This is a genomic window from Clostridium neuense, assembly GCF_045310695.1.
Lineage (GTDB): Bacteria > Bacillota > Clostridia > Clostridiales > Clostridiaceae > Clostridium_S > Clostridium_S neuense.
In genome coordinates this window covers 25610-44407 of sequence record NZ_JBJIAA010000024.1, presented here as the reverse complement: position 1 = coordinate 44407, position 18798 = coordinate 25610, and the positions used below count along the sequence as shown (strand labels likewise).

At 31.7% G+C, this 18798-nt stretch carries 15 protein-coding genes and 1 pseudogene; 5 read left to right on the top strand and 11 right to left on the bottom strand.

Annotated elements, in window-relative coordinates:
• Positions 1-4: 4 nt before the first annotated feature.
• Positions 5-1357, bottom strand: coding sequence for a glucose-6-phosphate isomerase (locus ACJDT4_RS21775; RefSeq protein ID WP_406789714.1), 1353 nt, complete (start codon positions 1355-1357; stop codon positions 5-7).
• Positions 1358-1516: 159 nt separating this feature from the next.
• Between ACJDT4_RS21775 and ACJDT4_RS21770 the strand changes: the two genes are divergently transcribed.
• From ACJDT4_RS21770 to ACJDT4_RS21760, 3 genes are all read left to right on the top strand, one after another.
• Entirely contained in the window at positions 1517-1798 is a 282-nt protein-coding gene (locus ACJDT4_RS21770; protein WP_406789713.1) for an STAS-like domain-containing protein, read from the top strand.
• A gap of 220 nt (positions 1799-2018) precedes the next feature.
• Entirely contained in the window at positions 2019-2228 is a 210-nt protein-coding gene (locus tag ACJDT4_RS21765; protein WP_406789712.1) for a hypothetical protein, read from the top strand.
• Positions 2229-2353: 125 nt separating this feature from the next.
• The gene (locus ACJDT4_RS21760) at positions 2354-2632 is read left to right on the top strand and encodes a spore coat protein (RefSeq protein WP_406789711.1); all 279 of its coding nucleotides are present in this window, start codon (positions 2354-2356) and stop codon (positions 2630-2632) included.
• Positions 2633-2985: 353 nt separating this feature from the next.
• On the opposite strand, the pseudogene ACJDT4_RS21755 reads toward ACJDT4_RS21760, so the two are convergent.
• Positions 2986-3309, bottom strand: a pseudogene (locus ACJDT4_RS21755) (ABC transporter permease subunit); the annotation flags it as partial.
• A 380-nt stretch (positions 3310-3689) separates the two neighbouring features.
• Here ACJDT4_RS21755 and ACJDT4_RS21750 point away from each other — a divergent pair.
• Both ACJDT4_RS21750 and recQ read left to right on the top strand, forming a co-directional pair.
• Positions 3690-5039: an alpha-amylase family glycosyl hydrolase gene (locus ACJDT4_RS21750; protein WP_406789710.1), complete on the top strand. Its 1350-nt coding sequence runs from the start codon at positions 3690-3692 to the stop codon at positions 5037-5039.
• Between the two features lie 67 nt (positions 5040-5106).
• Positions 5107-7242, top strand: coding sequence for a DNA helicase RecQ (recQ, locus tag ACJDT4_RS21745; RefSeq protein ID WP_406789709.1), 2136 nt, complete (start codon positions 5107-5109; stop codon positions 7240-7242).
• 132 nt (positions 7243-7374) lie between these two features.
• On the opposite strand, the gene ACJDT4_RS21740 is transcribed toward recQ, so the two are convergent.
• From ACJDT4_RS21740 to ACJDT4_RS21700, 9 genes are all read right to left on the bottom strand, one after another.
• Positions 7375-8676 (bottom strand): pyrimidine-nucleoside phosphorylase, encoded by a 1302-nt coding sequence (locus ACJDT4_RS21740; protein ID WP_406789708.1) that lies wholly within the window; start codon positions 8674-8676, stop codon positions 7375-7377.
• 14 nt (positions 8677-8690) lie between these two features.
• Entirely contained in the window at positions 8691-9359 is a 669-nt protein-coding gene (deoC, locus tag ACJDT4_RS21735) for a deoxyribose-phosphate aldolase (protein WP_406789707.1), read from the bottom strand.
• A 119-nt stretch (positions 9360-9478) separates the two neighbouring features.
• Positions 9479-10303, bottom strand: coding sequence for an alpha/beta fold hydrolase (locus ACJDT4_RS21730; protein ID WP_406789706.1), 825 nt, complete (start codon positions 10301-10303; stop codon positions 9479-9481).
• Positions 10304-10507: 204 nt separating this feature from the next.
• Complete coding sequence (locus ACJDT4_RS21725) at positions 10508-11953, bottom strand: MDR family MFS transporter (RefSeq protein ID WP_406789705.1); 1446 nt, start codon at positions 11951-11953, stop codon at positions 10508-10510.
• A gap of 450 nt (positions 11954-12403) precedes the next feature.
• Complete coding sequence (locus tag ACJDT4_RS21720) at positions 12404-13573, bottom strand: amidohydrolase (protein ID WP_406789704.1); 1170 nt, start codon at positions 13571-13573, stop codon at positions 12404-12406.
• Positions 13574-13804: 231 nt separating this feature from the next.
• Complete coding sequence (locus ACJDT4_RS21715) at positions 13805-13948, bottom strand: hypothetical protein (RefSeq protein WP_406789703.1); 144 nt, start codon at positions 13946-13948, stop codon at positions 13805-13807.
• Positions 13949-14358: 410 nt separating this feature from the next.
• Complete coding sequence (locus ACJDT4_RS21710) at positions 14359-15501, bottom strand: acyl-CoA dehydrogenase (protein WP_406789702.1); 1143 nt, start codon at positions 15499-15501, stop codon at positions 14359-14361.
• A gap of 127 nt (positions 15502-15628) precedes the next feature.
• Positions 15629-17068 carry an FAD-binding oxidoreductase gene (locus tag ACJDT4_RS21705; RefSeq protein ID WP_406789701.1) on the bottom strand — a complete coding sequence of 480 codons (1440 nt, stop codon included), beginning with the start codon at positions 17066-17068 and terminating at the stop codon, positions 15629-15631.
• Between the two features lie 30 nt (positions 17069-17098).
• Entirely contained in the window at positions 17099-18700 is a 1602-nt protein-coding gene (locus ACJDT4_RS21700) for an L-lactate permease (RefSeq protein WP_406789700.1), read from the bottom strand.
• Between the last annotated feature and the right edge of the window lie 98 nt (positions 18701-18798).

Genomic DNA, 18798 nt, shown 5'->3' with positions numbered 1-18798 from the left:
CATATTATAAAAGCTTTTTCTTTAATTCTTCTGCCATATCCTCGTAACCTGGTTTTCCAAGAAGAGCAAACATATTTTTCTTGTAAGCTTCAACTCCTGGTTGATTAAATGGGTTAACTCCTAATAAATATCCACTTATAGCACATGCTTTTTCAAAGAAATATACCATGTATCCAAAATTATAAGCAGTAAGTTCTGGAACATTTACAACCATAACTGGAACTCCACCATCATTATGTGCAAGAACAGTTCCTCTAAAAGCTTGTTTATTAACAAAATCAATAGTCTTACCAGCTACAAAATTAAGACCATCAAGATTTTCTTTATCCTCGCCTATAGTTATTTCTTTTCTAGGATTTTCAACATTTATAAATGTTTCTATAAGATCTCTTCTTCCTTGCTGTATGTATTGACCCATAGAATGTAAATCAGTAGAGAAATCCCCTGCTGCTGGGAATAATCCTTTGTTATCCTTTCCTTCACTTTCTCCAAATAATTGTTTCCACCATTCTCCAAAGTAATGAAGTGAAGGTTCAAAGTTAGTTATCATCTCTATTGATTTTCCCTGTCTGTATAATGCATTTCTAGCTGCTGCATATTTGTAAGCATCATTTTTATCAAGATCTTCATCTTTATATGCTTCTCTTGCATCTGCTGCACCCTTCATCATTTCATCTATGTCTATTCCAGCTGCTGCTATAGGAAGTAAACCAACTGCTGTTAAAACGGAATATCTTCCTCCAATATCATCAGGAACAACAAAAGACTCATATCCTTCAGCATCAGCTAAAGTTTTAAGTGCTCCTTTTTTAGCATCTGTTGTTGCATATATTCTCTTTCTAGCTTCTTCAACACCGTATTTTTTCTCAAGAAGCTCTCTAAATATTCTAAAAGCAATAGCTGGCTCTGTTGTTGTACCAGACTTTGATATTACATTAACAGATATATCTTTTCCTTCTATAGCCTCTAACATATCTGCAAGATAAGTGGAACTTATATTATTTCCGCAGAATAGTATTTGTGGTGCTTTTCTATTTTCTTTTGAAATATTTGCACTGAATGTATGAGAAAGCATTTCTATAGCAGCTCTTGCTCCAAGATATGATCCACCAATTCCTATAACTACAAGAACATCAGAATCACTTTTTATTTTTTCTGCTGACTTTTTTATTCTACTAAATTCTTCTTTACAATAATTAATAGGAAGATCTACCCATCCTAAAAAATCATTTCCTGCTCCTGTTTTACTGTTAATCATTTCATGAGCAGTTTTTACCATTGGCTTTAGGTTCTCTAATTCCTCATCATTAAGGTAAGGTTTAGTATTCTTTAAATCAAGACTTAAGTTTTTAGCCATTACAAAGTCCCCTCCAAATTTTTTATTTTTATATCTATAGCAATTTTAGACTATTATTTTAAATAAATCAAGATTTTAATTGTTAAAAGTTTGACAATCGTTCAGAACTGTTATATAATAGAATCATAGAAAATATAATTTTTAGGAGGGATTTTCATTATGGAGAAAAAAATTATCATCAAAAACCTTATAGGAAATAAATTTCAATGTCAGGATGCAATACTGTTAAAATCGGAGCTTCTAGCTAACTTAAACAACAATGTAATTCTAGATTTTTCTGGAATAGACTATGTTCCTACAACCTTCTTTTATAATTTATTCTCCGAACTGTTATATATCAATGATAGAAAAGATATCCTAAATCATATTAAAGTAGAAAACTTACCTAACATTGATGATTATAATAAAGTAGTTTATGGAACAGCAAGCCTCGTTTCATAATTTAAATTAAAAACAGCGTCTAACCCACTTTAATACAGACGTATTTATATGAAATTTATCTTAATAACCTTAAAACGCTTCCTTAATAAAACCCTATTAAGGAATTTTTTTATGCCTTAAATTAAAGCTTTATTGAAAATTTTACTATACATATTTTAGTGCCATAAAGCTAACTATATTATCGTAATAATTTCAAAATATAATCTTAGGAGGTAAGACTATGGTTGCTACTAGTAATATGCAAATAGAAGCAAATAATTTAAAGGTTATTGAGGATCAACTTGGATATGAAGCTTTATTAAATAAAAAATTCAGTCAATATAGTCAAATGTGTACTGATAGTCAGCTAAAGAACCTTTGCAATGAAGCTTGCCAAACTCACAAAGATAACTTTAATTCGTTGAAATCTTATCTTGATTCGCATCAATAGAATCAAACTTTATATGAACTCGAAATTTATTTGTATAAAATGTAGTTTTCTTAGTATTAAATTATACAAGAATTTCACTAAATAAATGCGTTTATATGTAATTAATTTTTAGGAGGGATTTTTATATGAACGGTACAATGAACATGTCCGAAAAAGATATGATGCACGATTTACTTGCAACTGAAAAGCAAGCAATTTCAGCCTACAGTACAGGAATTACCGAAACTTCCTGCGAAAATTTAAGAAAAACACTACTAAATAACTTTAGAACTTGTGAAGAAACTCAATATAAAATCTTTGATTCAATGAAACAAAAAGGCTGGTATGCTACAAAAGATGCTCCTGATGCTGATGTAACAAAGGCAAAAGATTCTGCAAATTCAATGGCACAGGAACTACGCTAAAGGTGAAATAATAATATTTCAGGGCATTAAATAAAGGCCATAAATCTAAGAGGCTAATTATTAAAATACTAAGAAGTTTCAACAACTCGCTAAACGCTCAGACAAATTGAAACTTCTAAGTCTTTTAACAATTAGCCTCCAAGATTTATTGACCTTTATTTAAACTGTCCTGCAACATTATTACTTCACCTCAACCGTAGGTTCAAGGAACGATTTTTTGCATTAGATCTATAGGATTTTTTTAATGTGACGAAGAATTGTTAATTCGCATTTACTTTGACGCAATTTAATTCTAGGATCTATAACAAAATACAGTATATCCACCAAATAATTGAAAATTGCTGCTATTGCTATCATAAAAACAACACATGCAAATACAGCATCATACTGTCTCTCATGTACCATGGATAGAAAAAACACCCTAATCCATTGGAATCCAGGGCAGTCTGTACTACTATTAACTCTAAAAACATCGTCGAAAATGAGCTTCCTATAAATGTTATTATGGGATTCAAAGTATTTTTCAAAAGATACTTGTACTCTACTGTTTTCCTACTAAATCCATATGCATAAGCAGTCGTTATAAATTCTTTTTTTCTTATATCTGGCATTATTACTTTTATTCGTTTTGTACACTGTGAAATATATATAATGATACATAAAATTACTATTAAAAAGCTTGAAAAAAAATCATTTTAGCTAATACAAATGCTGGAATACTCATTCCCAAGTATATAGTAAGATCTAGGACTGCACAAGTTTAGGTATAGTTTTTAAAATTCTTGCCCTTGTTTTACTATCTACATCTATTACATCTTCTACTAGTTGACTTGTATATAAAAAACGCAATTATGAATGCTTCCATAAACGTTAGTACAAGTCAGAAGGTCGTTTTTATAAAATCACACCATAATGTTGTTATATTCCATTATTTCAAAGCATTCTTTATAAAATTAAAATATATTAGCATACCTCATAAATATTTATAATTATGCCCACTTTACAAAATAAAGTTATATAATAATCTTATAGATAATATTTATTGGAGGTATGTACTATGAACTCTTGGATTAAAGAATCTATTTTCTATCATATTTATCCTTTAGGCTTTTGCGGGGCTCCTGAAAATAATGACTTAATCTCTTCACCAGTATCACGCCTAGATAAAATAGAAAAATGGATACCACACTTAAAAGCTCTTGAAATAAATGCAGTATATATGGGACCTGTTTTTGAATCAACTTCCCATGGATATGATACTATAGACTATTTCAAAGTAGATAGAAGACTTGGAACAAATGATACACTTAAAAAAATCTCAAAACTCTTCCATGAAAATGATATAAAATTAATTGTGGATGGAGTATTTAATCATGTTGGAAGAGATTTTCCAAAGTTTAAGGATTTAATTTCAAACAAACAAAATTCTAAATATATATCTTGGTTTTCAGGAGTAAATTTTAATGGCAATACATCATACAATGATGGTTTCTCATATGATTCATGGAACGGTTATTACAATCTCGTCAAGCTAAATACCTATAATAGTGAAGTTAAAAATTATATATTTGAAATAATTAAATTCTGGATTCAGGAGTTTGATATAGATGGCATAAGACTCGATGCAGCAGACTGTTTAGAGTTAAATTTTCTAAAAGAACTTTCACATTATGCTAGAAGTTTAAGACCAGATATACTTCTTCTTGGAGAAATCATACATGGAGATTATAATATATGGGCAAATAATGACATCCTAGATACAGTGACTAACTATGAATGTTACAAAGGACTTTATTCAAGCCATAATTCTCTCAATTATTTTGAAATTGCCTATTCCTTAAACAGACAATTTGGAAATGGAGGCATATATAAAGACCTTCCTCTATACAATTTTGTTGATAATCATGATGTTAATAGAATAGCAAGTACTTTAACAGACTTAGACAATATTTACCCACTATACACGCTGCTCTTTACTATGCCTGGAATACCATCTATATATTATGGAAGTGAATTTGGAATAAAAGGAACAAAGGAGAACGGTTCTGATTCCAAACTTCGTCCTGAAATTAATTTAGAGGATTTTCATGACTTAAAGGACAGTCAAAAACTTTTAAAGTTCATACAATGTGTTTCTAAAATAAGGGCAACGCATAATGCCATAAAAAAAGGCTCCTACAATCAACTATTTATTTCTAATAAACAATATGCATTTTTAAGAAACTTCGAAGATGAAAATATAATAGTTGCTGTTAATTGCTCCAAAGAAAATACAGAAATAAAGTTTTCCCTGGAGAGCACAAAGCTTTTAGATTTAATAACTAAAGAAACATTTGATATAAAAAATAACGCTGCAATTTTACCTCTCTCTAAAAATCAAGCAAGAATATTGAAATTAGAAAAATAATAGTTTATTTATATCTATTTTTGACTATAATTAAATATGTAACTTAAATTTAAAGGAGCAATTTTATATGAATCTACAACCAATTGATATGCTAAAAAAATATTTTGGATATTCTTCATTTAGAAAAGGTCAAGAAAAAATAATACAAAGCATACTTAATAATAAAGATACTTTTGCCATAATGCCAACTGGCGGAGGAAAATCCATATGCTATCAAATTCCTGCTCTTTCAATGGAAGGAATAACTATTGTAATTTCTCCCCTAATCTCGCTCATGAAGGATCAGGTAGACACTCTTAGAGAAAACGGAGTAAACGCATCCTTCATAAATAGTTCTTTATCTTCAAGGGAGGTAAATGAAGTTATTTTAGGTGCTGTTTCGGGCCACTGCAAAATTTTATATGTTGCTCCTGAAAGATTAGAACAGGATTATTTTAAAAATACAGTAAAAAGTTTAAATATATCTATGGTGGCTGTAGATGAAGCGCATTGTGTATCTCAATGGGGTCATGATTTTAGGGTAAGTTATAAAAGAATTGCTCCCTTCATTGAAAGTCTTAGCAAGAGGCCTGTAGTATGCGCATTTACTGCTACTGCAACACCTAAAGTAAAGAATGATATTATAGAACTTTTAAATCTTAAAAACCCTGAATGCTTTACAACAGGTTTTGATAGAGAAAACTTATTCTTTTCTGTAATTAGAAATGAAAATAAGCTTGATTTTATACTTAGATATATTTCAAAAAACAAGAACAATTCCGGAATTATTTATGCCGCCACAAGAAAAGAAGTAGATAGCATATATGAAAAGCTGCTTAGAAAAGGATATTCCGTTGGAAGATACCATGCAGGTTTATCTGATGATGAAAGAACTAAAAATCAAGAAGCTTTTGTTTATGATGACATAAAAATAATAATAGCCACTAATGCGTTTGGAATGGGCATAGATAAATCGAATGTAAGATTTGTTATTCATCATAATATGCCAAAGAATATGGAATCCTATTATCAAGAAGCTGGTCGTGCTGGCAGAGATGGAGAAAATAGTGAATGCATACTTCTTTTTGGCGGACAAGATATTCACATTCAAAAGTTCCTTATACAACAAAGCATTCCTTCATATGAAAGGCAGAGAATTGAACTTCAAAAGTTAAATTCAATGATTGAGTATTGCAGAACTACTTCATGCCTTAGAAAATACATATTAAATTACTTTGGCGAAGAATATAAACTTGAAAATTGCAGCAATTGTAGTAATTGTATAAATGATTCAGAACTTGTGGACATAACAGTAGAAGCTCAAAAAATATTATCTTGTGTATATAGAATGAATCAAAACTATGGAATAACCTTAATTTCTGAAGTTTTAAAGGGGTCTAAAAATCAGAGAGTACTAAGTTTTAGATTCAATACTTTATCCACTTATGGAATAATGAGTGAATACAAAATTAAAGACATTGTTGATTTAATAAATGCACTTATCGCAGAGCAATATTTAACTCTCACTGAAACAGAGTATCCTGTGGTAAAGCTTACTGAGAAAAGCTATGACGTTTTAAAAGGCACAAAAAAAGTAATGAGAAAAATAATTATCGTAAAAGAGCAATCTATAACAGAAGACAAAACTCTATTTGAACAATTAAAAGAACTTAGAAAAGAACTTGCTTATAGTGAAAAGGTACCTCCATACATAATATTTTCTGATGCAGTACTCACTGAAATGTGCAAATATTATCCTACAAACAAAGAGGTTATGCTTAATCTAAAAGGTATAGGTGAAAAAAAGTACGAAAAATATGGAGACAAATTTGAAGCTTTAATAAAAGCTTATGTTGCAGAAAACAATATAGTTGCTAATAGCATACCGCTTACCACACATCATGAGGTATCATCTAAATCAAAAACACATATGGTCACCTTTGAGCTCTATAAAAGCGGTTTATCTGTTAGTAAAATTGCTGAAAATAGAAAATTATCACCTAAAACAATTCAAGACCATCTTCTAAAATGCGCTGAAGAAGGTTTAGGTGTAGATTTAGATTCATTTATTCCAGAGGAATACTCTGAACTTATATATGAAAAAATACGAACTTTAGGTACTGCTAAATTAAGACCTATAAAAGAAGCTCTTCCAGAAGATGTGGACTACATGGCAATAAAGGCTGCAATTTGTAAATGTCAATTGAATAAAAACGTAAGTTAAAGAAAATGCAAAGTAACAATGCTCAGGCAATTGAAATATCTAAGTATTTTACGATTTTTTCACAAAGATTTACTAAGATTTTTTAAACTGTTCCTTTAGCATTGTTACTTTGCTTTAAGTTTCGCAATGTTTTTACTTTACAACTACCCCATGAATTAATTTAGGAGTTTCTGCCTTATCTGATATGATAATATTATTGTAAATTTTCGAAATAACTTCTTCTACCTCTTCTCTATTTGAATGAAGAGTTACAAGCGGTTCCCCTTTTTTAATTTTATCTCCAACCTTTTTACGAAGCATAATTCCAACTGCTAGGTCAATAGTATCTTCCTTTGTTGCACGTCCTGCTCCAAGAAGCATTGCAGCTGTACCTATCTCATCTGCAACAATTTCAGATACAAATCCAGATTTTTTAGCTGGAACATCTATTTTATAATTAGCTTGAGGAAGCTTATCTGGGTTATCTACTACAGATGCATCCCCACCTTGATTTTTAATAAATAATTTAAGCTTCTCAATTGCCTTTCCGCTTTTTATAACCTCAAGAAGTTTTTTACGTGCTTCCTCTTCTGATTCTGCCTTCCCTGCAAGACAAACCATGTGACTGCCCAGTGTAAGTACAAGCTCCGTCAAATCCTTCGGTCCAACTCCTTTAAGAGTATCAATAGCTTCCTTTACCTCAATAGCATTTCCAACAGCAAAGCCAAGAGGCTGACTCATGTCTGATATAACTGCAATGGTTTTTCGTCCAACACTATTTCCTATGCTAACCATTGTATGTGCAAGCTTATATGCATCCTCTTCTGTCTTCATAAAAGCACCTGAGCCTGTTTTTACATCTAAAACAATTGCATCTGCTCCTGCTGCAATCTTTTTACTCATTATAGAGCTAGCAATTAAAGGAATAGAATTTACTGTTCCTGTAACATCTCTTAAAGCATACAACTTTTTATCTGCTGGGGTTAAATTACCAGTCTGCCCAATAACAGCAATTTTATCCCTATTTACAAGGTCAATAAACTTATCTTTAGTAACTTCTACATTAAACCCTTTTATAGACTCTAATTTATCTATAGTACCACCAGTATGCCCAAGCCCTCTGCCTGACATTTTAGCTACCGGTATATCTAAAGCTGCAACTAATGGTGCTAAGACAAGCGTAGTAGTATCTCCAACACCTCCAGTAGAGTGCTTATCAACTTTTATGCCTTCAATAGCTGACAAATCAATAGTTTCTCCAGAATTCACCATAGCCATTGTTAAATTAGCACGTTCATCAGCTGTCATATCCCTAAAAAATACTGCCATTGCAAATGCACTCATTTGATAATCGGGAATTGTTCCTTTTGTATAACCTTGAATTATGAAGTCAATTTCTTCTTTTGATAGCTCTCCACCATCACGCTTTTTTTCGATTAAATCAACCATTCTCATTTTTCTAGTTCTCCCTATATATCCTTATTTTCTTTTATGTAATCTTCCATAATTTTAACTCCAGCGCTAGCACCAATTCTACTAGCACCAGCCTTAATCATGCTGTCCATATCAGCTTTAGAATGAATACCTCCAGATGCCTTAACTTTAGCATTTTCACCTACAGTTTTGTGCATAAGTTCAACATCCTCTGCTGTTGCCCCACCGCTAGAAAACCCTGTAGAAGTCTTAACAAAATCTGCACCAGCCTTTACGGCAAGTTTGCAGGCACGTATTTTTTCTTCATCATTAAGAAGACATGTTTCAATAATTACTTTCACAAGTGCCTTTCCATCAGCTGCTTTTACAAGCCTATTTATTTCTTCTTCAACAAAATCATCTTTCTTATCTTTTAATGCTCCAATATTGATTACCATATCTATTTCATTTGCACCATTTTCAATCGCATCCTTTGCTTCAAAAACCTTTGTATTTGTGGTACCAGCCCCTAAAGGAAAACCTATAACAGTACAAACCGCAACTTCTGAATTTTTCAATTTATCTGCAGCAAATTTAACCCAAGTTGGATTTACACATACAGATGCGAATTCATATTTTATTGCTTCCTCAATTATTTTATTTATTTGTTCCTCTGTTGCATCAGCCTTTAAAAGTGTATGATCTATCATTTTTGAATACTTCATAAATATTTCCTCCATTTTCAATTATTATCTTAACCGTATTATATCATCATATTCAGTATTTATAAAATTTTATATATAAAAAATAGAAAGATTTCTTTATCTTTCTATTTTCATAGCAATTATAAACTTTTATTTTCTATAAATTTCATCAATTCCTCATTAAATTTATCTTTCTCATCATAAAATAATCCATGACCACTATATTGGAATGGTACAAGTTTAGAATTTTTAATTCCCTTATTTTGTGCCTCAGCTAATTGAAAAAGACAAACCTGGTCGTGTATTCCATGAAGAATTAAAGTTGGAATAGTTATTTTTTTCATATCAGAGAATAATTTCTCCTCATCTAGCCAAGTGTTTGCAACAGCTGCAGTAGCCCAGCTTGCTGCCCGAAGCCCAAGACTAAAAAACCAATCTGAAAATGGCTCAGATATATGTTGAAAGAAAAATGTATCACCAAATTGTCTAAGCATTTTAGGACGGTCGCTATAAGTACCTTTAATAATATCCTCTACAGCCTCTCTTGTTATTCCATATGGAAAATATGAACGCTTAATTAAACTAGGAGCTGCTGCTGCAAAAAGTGCCAATTTAGAAACTCCATCCCCATTATGTCTTGCCATATATCTAATTGCAATTGCTCCACCAGTAGAATGTCCAGCTAACATAAAATTCTTTAATTTAAGTGCTTCAACCACACCAAAAACATCATCTGATAATGTATCATAGTCATATCCTGAAAACGGCTTATCTGACTCCCCAAATCCTCTTTGATCAATTCCAATACACCTATATCCTTCTTTAGGCAGCACATTAAATTGATATTCAAACAAATTATGATCTCCAGGCCAGCCATGTAAAAATAATATTGTTTTCTTTCCTTCTTGATTAATATCCTCTACATAAATTTTTACACCCGATTGTAATTTAACGTAATATCCCATAAAAACCTCTTTCTATAGATTTCTTTACTAGTTATTATATTATGCTAAATTATAACTAATGCTAAAATAATCTTAAGCTATTGCTTTTTTTCATTTTCTCCGTCGTTTATCATAAAACATAATTTTTCTTCTCCTTAATACAAGAATACTTAGAATCCTCTATCTTAATATTCATATGTTATTAAGCATTTATTGAAATATAATTTATTTTTTAAGTGAATTTTTCATCATTATTGACATTAAAACACATATAACTGATATAGCTATGAGTACTAAAAATAAACTGTGAATACCAAAATTAAGTGATTCTCTTACTTTATCTATGGCAATATTAGCATTTACATTTTTTGAACCATATAGATTGTTTACATTTACTCCTTTTATTCCAAGCTTATATAAATACTTTGAAATATTTAAATTAAATATAACCCCAAAAATAGCTACTCCTATAGTTTGACCCATTGTTCTTAAAAGAGAATTTGCTCCTGTAGCTGCTCCCCTTTTATCATGAGAAACTGCTTCCTGAATTACTATTGTAAGAGTTGTTAAGGTTCCACCATAACCAAAGCCTATTACAAAAGCATATATAATAACAAAAATAAGTGAAGAATTAATATTTAAAGTGTAAAATAGCACAGCACTTATTAGAATAATGGAGGTAGAAATAAATATTACAATTCTCTCTCCATACTTTTGCATAGTCTTTGAAAGTACAAAAGATGATAAAATCCACGATATTGACATAGATGCCAAAGAAAGTCCAGATATGGTTGCATTAAAACCTAAAACACTCTGTATATATACAGGCAAATAAACATCCGTTCCTATTAAAATACCTGATACAAGAAAGCTTATTATATTTACAATATTCATTTGACTTGAAAATATATCAAAAGGTACTAAAGGTTCCTCAACTTTATTTTCTATAAAATAAAATAGTGCTAGTAAAATAATCGTAAATACTATAGGTAATAGTATTTTAAAAGAGTAAATCTTAGTATTTTCATTTATCCCCAAAATAGTAAGCAAAAATATGATTATAGCTATTGTAAGTGTTATTATCCCTAAGTAATCCATAGGACTTTCTTTTTTCTGAACCTTCTCGTCCAAATTTTTTTCAAGAAGTACAAGCGAAAATACACCAAAAGGAATATTTATATAAAATATCCAATGCCACGATAACTTATCAATAAAAAAACCTCCTATAAATGGTCCAAGCAAACTTGCTATACCCCATACAGAACTTATCCATCCTTGAACCTTACCCCTCTCTTCTACAGAAAATACATCTCCTACTATAGTATATGCCACAGTAAAAATAGCCCCTGCACCAATACCTTGAAGGGCTCTAAAGATGATAAGCTCATACATATTTAAAGAAATACCACACAAAGCACTTCCTACTAAAAATATTACAATTCCTGTAGATAAAGCTCTCTTTCTTCCATACAAATCAGCAATTTTCCCATAAATAGGAGTTGATATAGCTGATGTAAGTAAGTATATAGAAAAGACCAAACTAATCTTATCAAATCCATTTAAATCTTTAACAATAGTAGGCATAGCCGTTGTAACAACGGTTCCTTCAACAGCTCCCAAAAACATGGCAACCATTATTGAAATAATTATGCCTTTCTTTCTAGCATTCATATTATATAACCTTCCTCTCAATAAGTATCTTTATATATAGTAACACATTAAAATATTATAGGTATATAGAAAATTTCTTAAACTTGTAATTTACTTTGATTGTTATCAAATAGTCATATATATAATTTTTTTAGTTCAATAATGCATACTTCACGTTTATTTGGTTAACAATAAATAGGTAAGGAGGCGATAACTATGGCAAATAATAACAATCAACAAAATAACAATAACAACAAAAACAACAATAATAACAACAAAAATAACAACAATAATAATAACAACAGAAACAACAATAAAAACAATAACAAATAGTTTGTTGCAAAAGTACCTTACAGAAGCAGAAAGAAATCTGCTTCTAACAATTATAAAATGGCGGCAAGATCAGTATCAATCTGAACTTGCCGTCATTTTTATATTAATATATACAGGTTAATTACATGTATTTTAATTCTATATATCTTTTGCTTTATAAACCACTTTTCCATTAATTATAGTATATAAAGTCTTTGTAAATACCTCCATTGGATTACCATTAAAAATTGCAATATCAGCATCTTTTCCCACTTCAATACTTCCTACTCTATTAGATACATTGCATATTTCTGCTGCATTTATTGTAATAGCTTTTAGTCCTTCTTCTATACCTAGTCCTTCCCTTGCTGCAAATCCAGCGCAAATAGGTAAATCCTGTATTCTAGTAACTGGATGGTCTGTTGTAATTGCTACCTTTACTCCTGCTTTATGTAATATACCTGGCGTTTTAAAATCTGCATTTTGTGTTTCTATTTTATTTCTTGAGGACATAGTTGGTCCAATAATTGCTGGAAATCCAGCTTCCTTTATTTCCTCTGCAATTAAATGTCCTTCAGTACAGTGATCTAATGTCAATCTTAAATCAAACTCTTTAGCTATTCGAATTGCAGTTAATATATCATCTGCCCTATGTACGTGGGCTTTTAATGGAATTTCTTTATTAATTACTGGCAGCCAACATTCTTTTCTAAAGTCATTTTGAAAAGCATCACCAGACTTTTCGGCATTTTTCTTTTTTTCATTATACTGCTGTGCCTCAAATAATTGTTCACGTAAAAATGCTGCAATTGACATACGAGTTGATGGCACCATATTTTTCTGATTATAATTTGTCTTTATATTTTCTCCAAAAGCGACCTTCATTGCTGCTGGCTCAAGGACTACCATCTTATCTATTACTCTTCCGTAAGGTTTAATAAATACAAACTGACCACCAACTACATTTGAACTTCCTGGACCTACCATTACTCCAGTAATACCAGCACTCAATGCATTATGAAAAGCTGAATCCATAGGATTAATTCCATCTAAAGCCCTGAGATATGGTGTTACTGGATCATTTATTTCATTGCAATCATCACCCTCAAAGCCTTTTCTTTCTTCCTTAATTCCTATATGACAATGTGCTTCTATAATTCCCGGCATAACTAAACAATTCTCCGCATTAATTACCTCAGAAACATCACCATCACTTATATTAATATTTTCCCCCACCTTTATTATTTTGCCATTTTGTATCAAAACACTTCCATTATTATAATTTGCCCCTGCCATAGTTAATATCTTTCCATTTTTGATTAATAGCATAGTATTTTTCTCCTTTCATTATACTTTCGGTACAAGCTAATTACAAAAAAATAGTAGCCTAACCATATGCTACTGTCTCATCAAAATATAAAAAATGGCTCCACGAAGAGGACTTGAACCTCTAACCTATAGGTCAACAGCAAGCACTAAATTGCTCCCATATCGTGGAACATCATCATGTAATCTATTATGCACATTTTTAAAATTTATATGCATGTATACTTGCTATTTCTATTTAAGTTCCTTTTTATCTTCAATTTTCTTTTTAATCTTACTTTTTACTTCAGGATTACTATAAAGCTCTGCTCCAGCTTCCATCATATGATTAGCTATCGCAGCCATTTTCAACTTAGTTACACTTAACTTTTTACTCATTATAAATACTCTCCTTTTTATATTATATTCTTCAATGAAGAGTATTTTATACATAAATAAAGTTATACATAAGCTATCTAGCTACTACATTGAAGCTAAATTTAAGTCAAAAATATTATAAATTTCAAATGGTGTTTCATCAGAGCGATAAAACCTTACTTTTCCATACTTTGTGTTAAAATTCTCCATAACTTATCATCATCTAATTTTTATAATATACTCTATTTACTAATTATCAGCACATGCTTTCTATATATCACTACAAATAATATTAAATCAATGCCAATCGATGAATTCGTAAAGACATTTTTGATGCTACTGCGTCCTTAAAATCACCAATTAAAAAAGAACTTAGAAATTTCTAAGTTCTTTTTTAATTAAGTCATGGAGTAAATCTAATATATGATATATTATTTAAGACCCATCCATCCAGAAATAACCATCATTTGAACTTCTGATGTTCCTTCATAGATTTCTGTTATTTTTGCATCACGCATCATTCTCTCAATTGGATAATCACCTGTATATCCATAACCACCAAATAATTGTAAGCAACGTCTTGTTACATCGCTGGCATTTGTAGAAGAAACCAATTTGGCCATAGCGGCATAATGCGAAAATCTTTCATTATCATCCTCTGCACATGCAGCTTGATATACTAAAAGTTTTGCTGCTTCTGTATTTGCACGCATCTTTGCAAGTTCGAATTGTGTATTTTGGAATTTTGAAATAGGTCTTCCAAATTGAACACGTTCTTTAACATATTTAACAGTTTCATCTATTGCACCTTCTGCAATACCAAGAGCTTGCGCAGCAATACCTACACGCCCTCCATCAAGCGTTGCCATTGCAATTTTAAATCCTCTGCCTTCTTCTCCTAAAAGATTTTCCTTTGGAACTATACAATTATCAAAGAATAATTCACATGTAGAAGATGCACGAATCCCCATTTTTAATTCATGATTTCCAACAGAAAAACCAGGGAAATCTTTTTCAACTATAAATCCTGAAATACCCTTTGTTCCCTTGCTCTTATCTGTCATAGCAAAAATAATATATATATCTGCATATCCCGCATTGGTAATAAATATTTTGCTGCCATTTAATACATAATGGTCTCCTTCGAGTACTGCTGTTGTTTTTTGCATAGCTGAATCAGTTCCAGCAGAAGGTTCTGTTAATGCAAAAGCACCTAATTTCTCACCTGAAGCAAGTGGTTTTAAATACTTCTCTTTTTGTGCTTCTGTACCATATTTATAAATTGGTGTTGCACAAAGGCTTGTATGTGCTGATACTATAACACCCGTTGTTGCACAACATTTAGATAATTCTTCTACACATTGTACATAACTTAAGGTATCCATTCCAGCTCCACCGTATTCTTCTGGGAATGGTATTCCAAGTAGGCCCATTCCAGCCATTTTTTCTACATTTTCTTTTGGAAAACGCATGCTTTCATCAATTTCCTTTGCAATTTTTTTTACCTCATTTTCTGCAAACTCACGATACATTTCTTGTAATTGTTCATGGTTTTCATCTTGTTTAAAATCCATATTAATTTCCACCTTTCTTTTTTAATTATAGATAAACCAGTTCAACTATTGAAATTCATGTGCACCATAATGCCCAGAAGACGGCATTTTGGTACACATAAATTTCAAGTTTCAAGGTGGTTTATCTTTATCTATAGTTAGCACCATCTAATGGTAAGCATACTTTACCTGGATTCATAATACAGTTTGGATCAAACACTTTTTTAATTCCTCTCATTAATTCCATATTTGTTTCTCCAACGCTATCTGCTAAATGGCTCATCTTTCCACTACCAATTCCATGTTCTCCTGAAACAAGTCCACCACATTCTGTTGCTTCTTTGTAAATAATATCAAAAAATTTATTAACTCTTACTTTAAATTCTGCTTCTTCTAAATCATTACTACATTCGTATATGTGAAGATTTCCATCGCCTGCGTGTCCAAAACTCTTAATGGTTATTCCACACTCTTCACCAGTTTTATTTACAAAAGCAAGATAAGAAGGAATCTTATTTACTGGAACTACCACATCGCATTCATCTAATAGTTTTGTTTCTGCCATAATTGCATCTAAGAAACTAGAACGTGCAGCCCATGCATCTTTCATTTTTGCAGGTGTATCAGCTACAAGAACATCAATTGCTCCTGCTTCTAACACCATTTCACTTGCTTGCTCAATAAGGTCATTCAATTCATCTTCATTACTTGCATCTATAGTAACAAGTAAATAAGCATTTGCAGTTACTCCACCAACTACTTGTGGGAATACACTCTTTCCAATATATCTTTCACTAGCCAAAACAATTTCTCTTTCCATAAATTCTAATGCTTCTGGATTCATGTGTTCCATTTTAAATTTAGGAACAGTAGAAATGCAATCATCCAAATTTTCAAAAGGAATAATTAAACTTGCAACTACCTTTGGTGCTGGCATAGTTTTCAAAGTAAGCTCTGTAATAATTCCAAGAGTACCTTCTGAACCAATCATTAAATTTAGTAAACTGTAACCCGAACTTGTTTTTGATACTGTAGCTCCAAAATGAGTAATTTCTCCTGTCGGTAAAACAACTGTCATTGCACGTACATAATCACGCGTTGCACCATACTTAACAGCTCTCATTCCACCAGCATTTGTTGAAACATTTCCACCTACGCAAGCGGACTTTTCACCAGGGTCTGGGGCATATAATAATCCTTGTTTCGTGCAATCCTCTGCAAGATCTTTTAGCAAAACACCAGCCTGCACGTGAACAACAAAATTTTCCATATCATAAGAAAGTATTTTATTCATCTTTGTAATATCAATTAAAACTCCTCCTAAAACTGGAACTGCTCCTCCTACAAGTCCTGTTCCTGCTCCTCTTGGAGTTACTGGTATCTTATTTTCATTGCATATTTTTACTACTGCAGCAACTTCCTCTGTTGAGTGTGCCATTAATACAACTTGAGGGGCCTTTTTCCCATAAATAGGCATTTCATCATGGCAGTAATCTACATTGATATCATCACCCGTTAAAATATGCCCTGGAGCTACCTCCTGTAATTTTGAGATTATTTCTTCTGTCAATTGATTATACTGAGCCATATTAATACTTCCTTTCTAAATGTATCTTTTTTATTTTATAAATAGTGTTCCTAAGAAACATATAATACCAGCGATAACTACATAGCATAAGAAATATTTAAACACGCTTCCTAAAATCTTACTTTCCGAACCAGACTTATTAATTGAGCTTGCACCAATTGCAATACTTTGAGGACAAATCATTTTGCCTAGACCGCCTCCAAGAACATTTGCTGCTGCCATCCATGCTGGAGATATCCCAAGATTTTGGGCAGTTTTTGCTTGTAAGCCTCCAAATAAAACACAGGTTGATGTACCTGAACCTGTAACAAAGCCTCCAACTGCTCCAATTAATGGAGAAATAAGCGGATATGCTCTTCCTGTAGCTACGACCAAAAAGCTTGCAATATCTGCAATCATTCCACTATAACCCATTACCTTTGCTACTGCCATAACGCAGCAAATTGTAACAATTGTTTTCCAGTTTCCTTTCAACGTAGTAAGAAGTACCTCTAGCATCGTTGAAACTTTTGCACCTTGAACAAAGCCCCCAATAATTGCAGCAACAAAAATTATAATTCCAGGTGTATTAATCCAACTAAAAGCTAATTTACTTCCGCCTTTTCCAGCATACACAACTACAACACTTTTAATTGGTGCAATCAAGCGATTAATTGCTGGAAATAAAGTTGATGTAAATAGTAGCATCACGAATATTAAAATAAATGGACACCATGCTTGTAATGCCTTTTCAAAGGATATAGCTTCCTCTTTATCCTGATTTACTGATGCTGATATTTGTTCTTTAGTTACTAATAAAGCTGATTCTTTACTCTTATCTAAATTTTCAATTGAATACTCAGCTTCAGGTTTGCTATTAAAGATTTTTGCTGCAATAACTGTACATGCCATACAACAAATAGAACCTACTATATTTGGCAGTTCTGCTCCAACTACCACTGCTGTAATATACCAAGGTATTATAAATGATAATGCAGCAACTAATGTAATAGTAAAAGCTCCCTTTAATGCTTTTATTCCACCACCTACAATGCATACCATAATAAACGGACTGATAAAAGTAATAATCACTTCAATCATTGCTGTACTTGCTGCTAATGTATGAGATGAAACCCCAGTTACTGATGAAAGTGTTACCAGAGGTATTCCAACTGAACCAAATGCAGTTGGTGTACTATTAGCAACCAAGCACGATAAAACTGCTGCAAATGGATTTAATCCAATACCCGCAAGCATAGATGCTGGTATTGCAACAGCTGTGCCAAAGCCCGCCATTCCTTCCATGAAGCTGCCGAAGCCCCATCCAATAATTAATGTTAAAACTCTTTTATCAGAAGATACTCCAGCCAGCATTCTTTTTATTGTTTCCATTGCACCTGTACGTAAAGTTAAGTTATACGTAAACAAAGCTGCAACAATAACTAAACAAATTGGCCACAGGGCATTGAGTACCCCCTCAAATACAGCTGATACAGCATAAACTGAATTAAGTTTCCAGAAAACAATACCTAAGAACATTGTAATAACAAGTGCAATAGAAGTAGCTTTATGCGCCGGCATTTTTAAACCACTTAATGCAATTATGAGGCAAATAATTGGTAACATTGCTATTAAAAATTTTAAAAATAACATTTTTTATCCCCTCATTCAATTTTTATGGTACTAACATTTATATTTTGATCATACAACTTTCCCATATTTAAATAGATAAACCGCTTCAACTATTGAAA

Coding starts and splice junctions, on each gene's coding strand:
- ACJDT4_RS21775 (WP_406789714.1), bottom strand. CDS start 1,357: ATGGCTAAAAACTTAAGTCTTGATTTAAAGAATACTAAACCTTACCTT.
- ACJDT4_RS21770 (WP_406789713.1), top strand. CDS start 1,517: ATGGAGAAAAAAATTATCATCAAAAACCTTATAGGAAATAAATTTCAA.
- ACJDT4_RS21765 (WP_406789712.1), top strand. CDS start 2,019: ATGGTTGCTACTAGTAATATGCAAATAGAAGCAAATAATTTAAAGGTT.
- ACJDT4_RS21760 (WP_406789711.1), top strand. CDS start 2,354: ATGAACGGTACAATGAACATGTCCGAAAAAGATATGATGCACGATTTA.
- ACJDT4_RS21750 (WP_406789710.1), top strand. CDS start 3,690: ATGAACTCTTGGATTAAAGAATCTATTTTCTATCATATTTATCCTTTA.
- recQ (WP_406789709.1), top strand. CDS start 5,107: ATGAATCTACAACCAATTGATATGCTAAAAAAATATTTTGGATATTCT.
- ACJDT4_RS21740 (WP_406789708.1), bottom strand. CDS start 8,676: ATGAGAATGGTTGATTTAATCGAAAAAAAGCGTGATGGTGGAGAGCTA.
- deoC (WP_406789707.1), bottom strand. CDS start 9,359: ATGAAGTATTCAAAAATGATAGATCATACACTTTTAAAGGCTGATGCA.
- ACJDT4_RS21730 (WP_406789706.1), bottom strand. CDS start 10,303: ATGGGATATTACGTTAAATTACAATCGGGTGTAAAAATTTATGTAGAG.
- ACJDT4_RS21725 (WP_406789705.1), bottom strand. CDS start 11,953: ATGAATGCTAGAAAGAAAGGCATAATTATTTCAATAATGGTTGCCATG.
- ACJDT4_RS21720 (WP_406789704.1), bottom strand. CDS start 13,573: ATGCTATTAATCAAAAATGGAAAGATATTAACTATGGCAGGGGCAAAT.
- ACJDT4_RS21715 (WP_406789703.1), bottom strand. CDS start 13,948: ATGAGTAAAAAGTTAAGTGTAACTAAGTTGAAAATGGCTGCGATAGCT.
- ACJDT4_RS21710 (WP_406789702.1), bottom strand. CDS start 15,501: ATGGATTTTAAACAAGATGAAAACCATGAACAATTACAAGAAATGTAT.
- ACJDT4_RS21705 (WP_406789701.1), bottom strand. CDS start 17,068: ATGGCTCAGTATAATCAATTGACAGAAGAAATAATCTCAAAATTACAG.
- ACJDT4_RS21700 (WP_406789700.1), bottom strand. CDS start 18,700: ATGTTATTTTTAAAATTTTTAATAGCAATGTTACCAATTATTTGCCTC.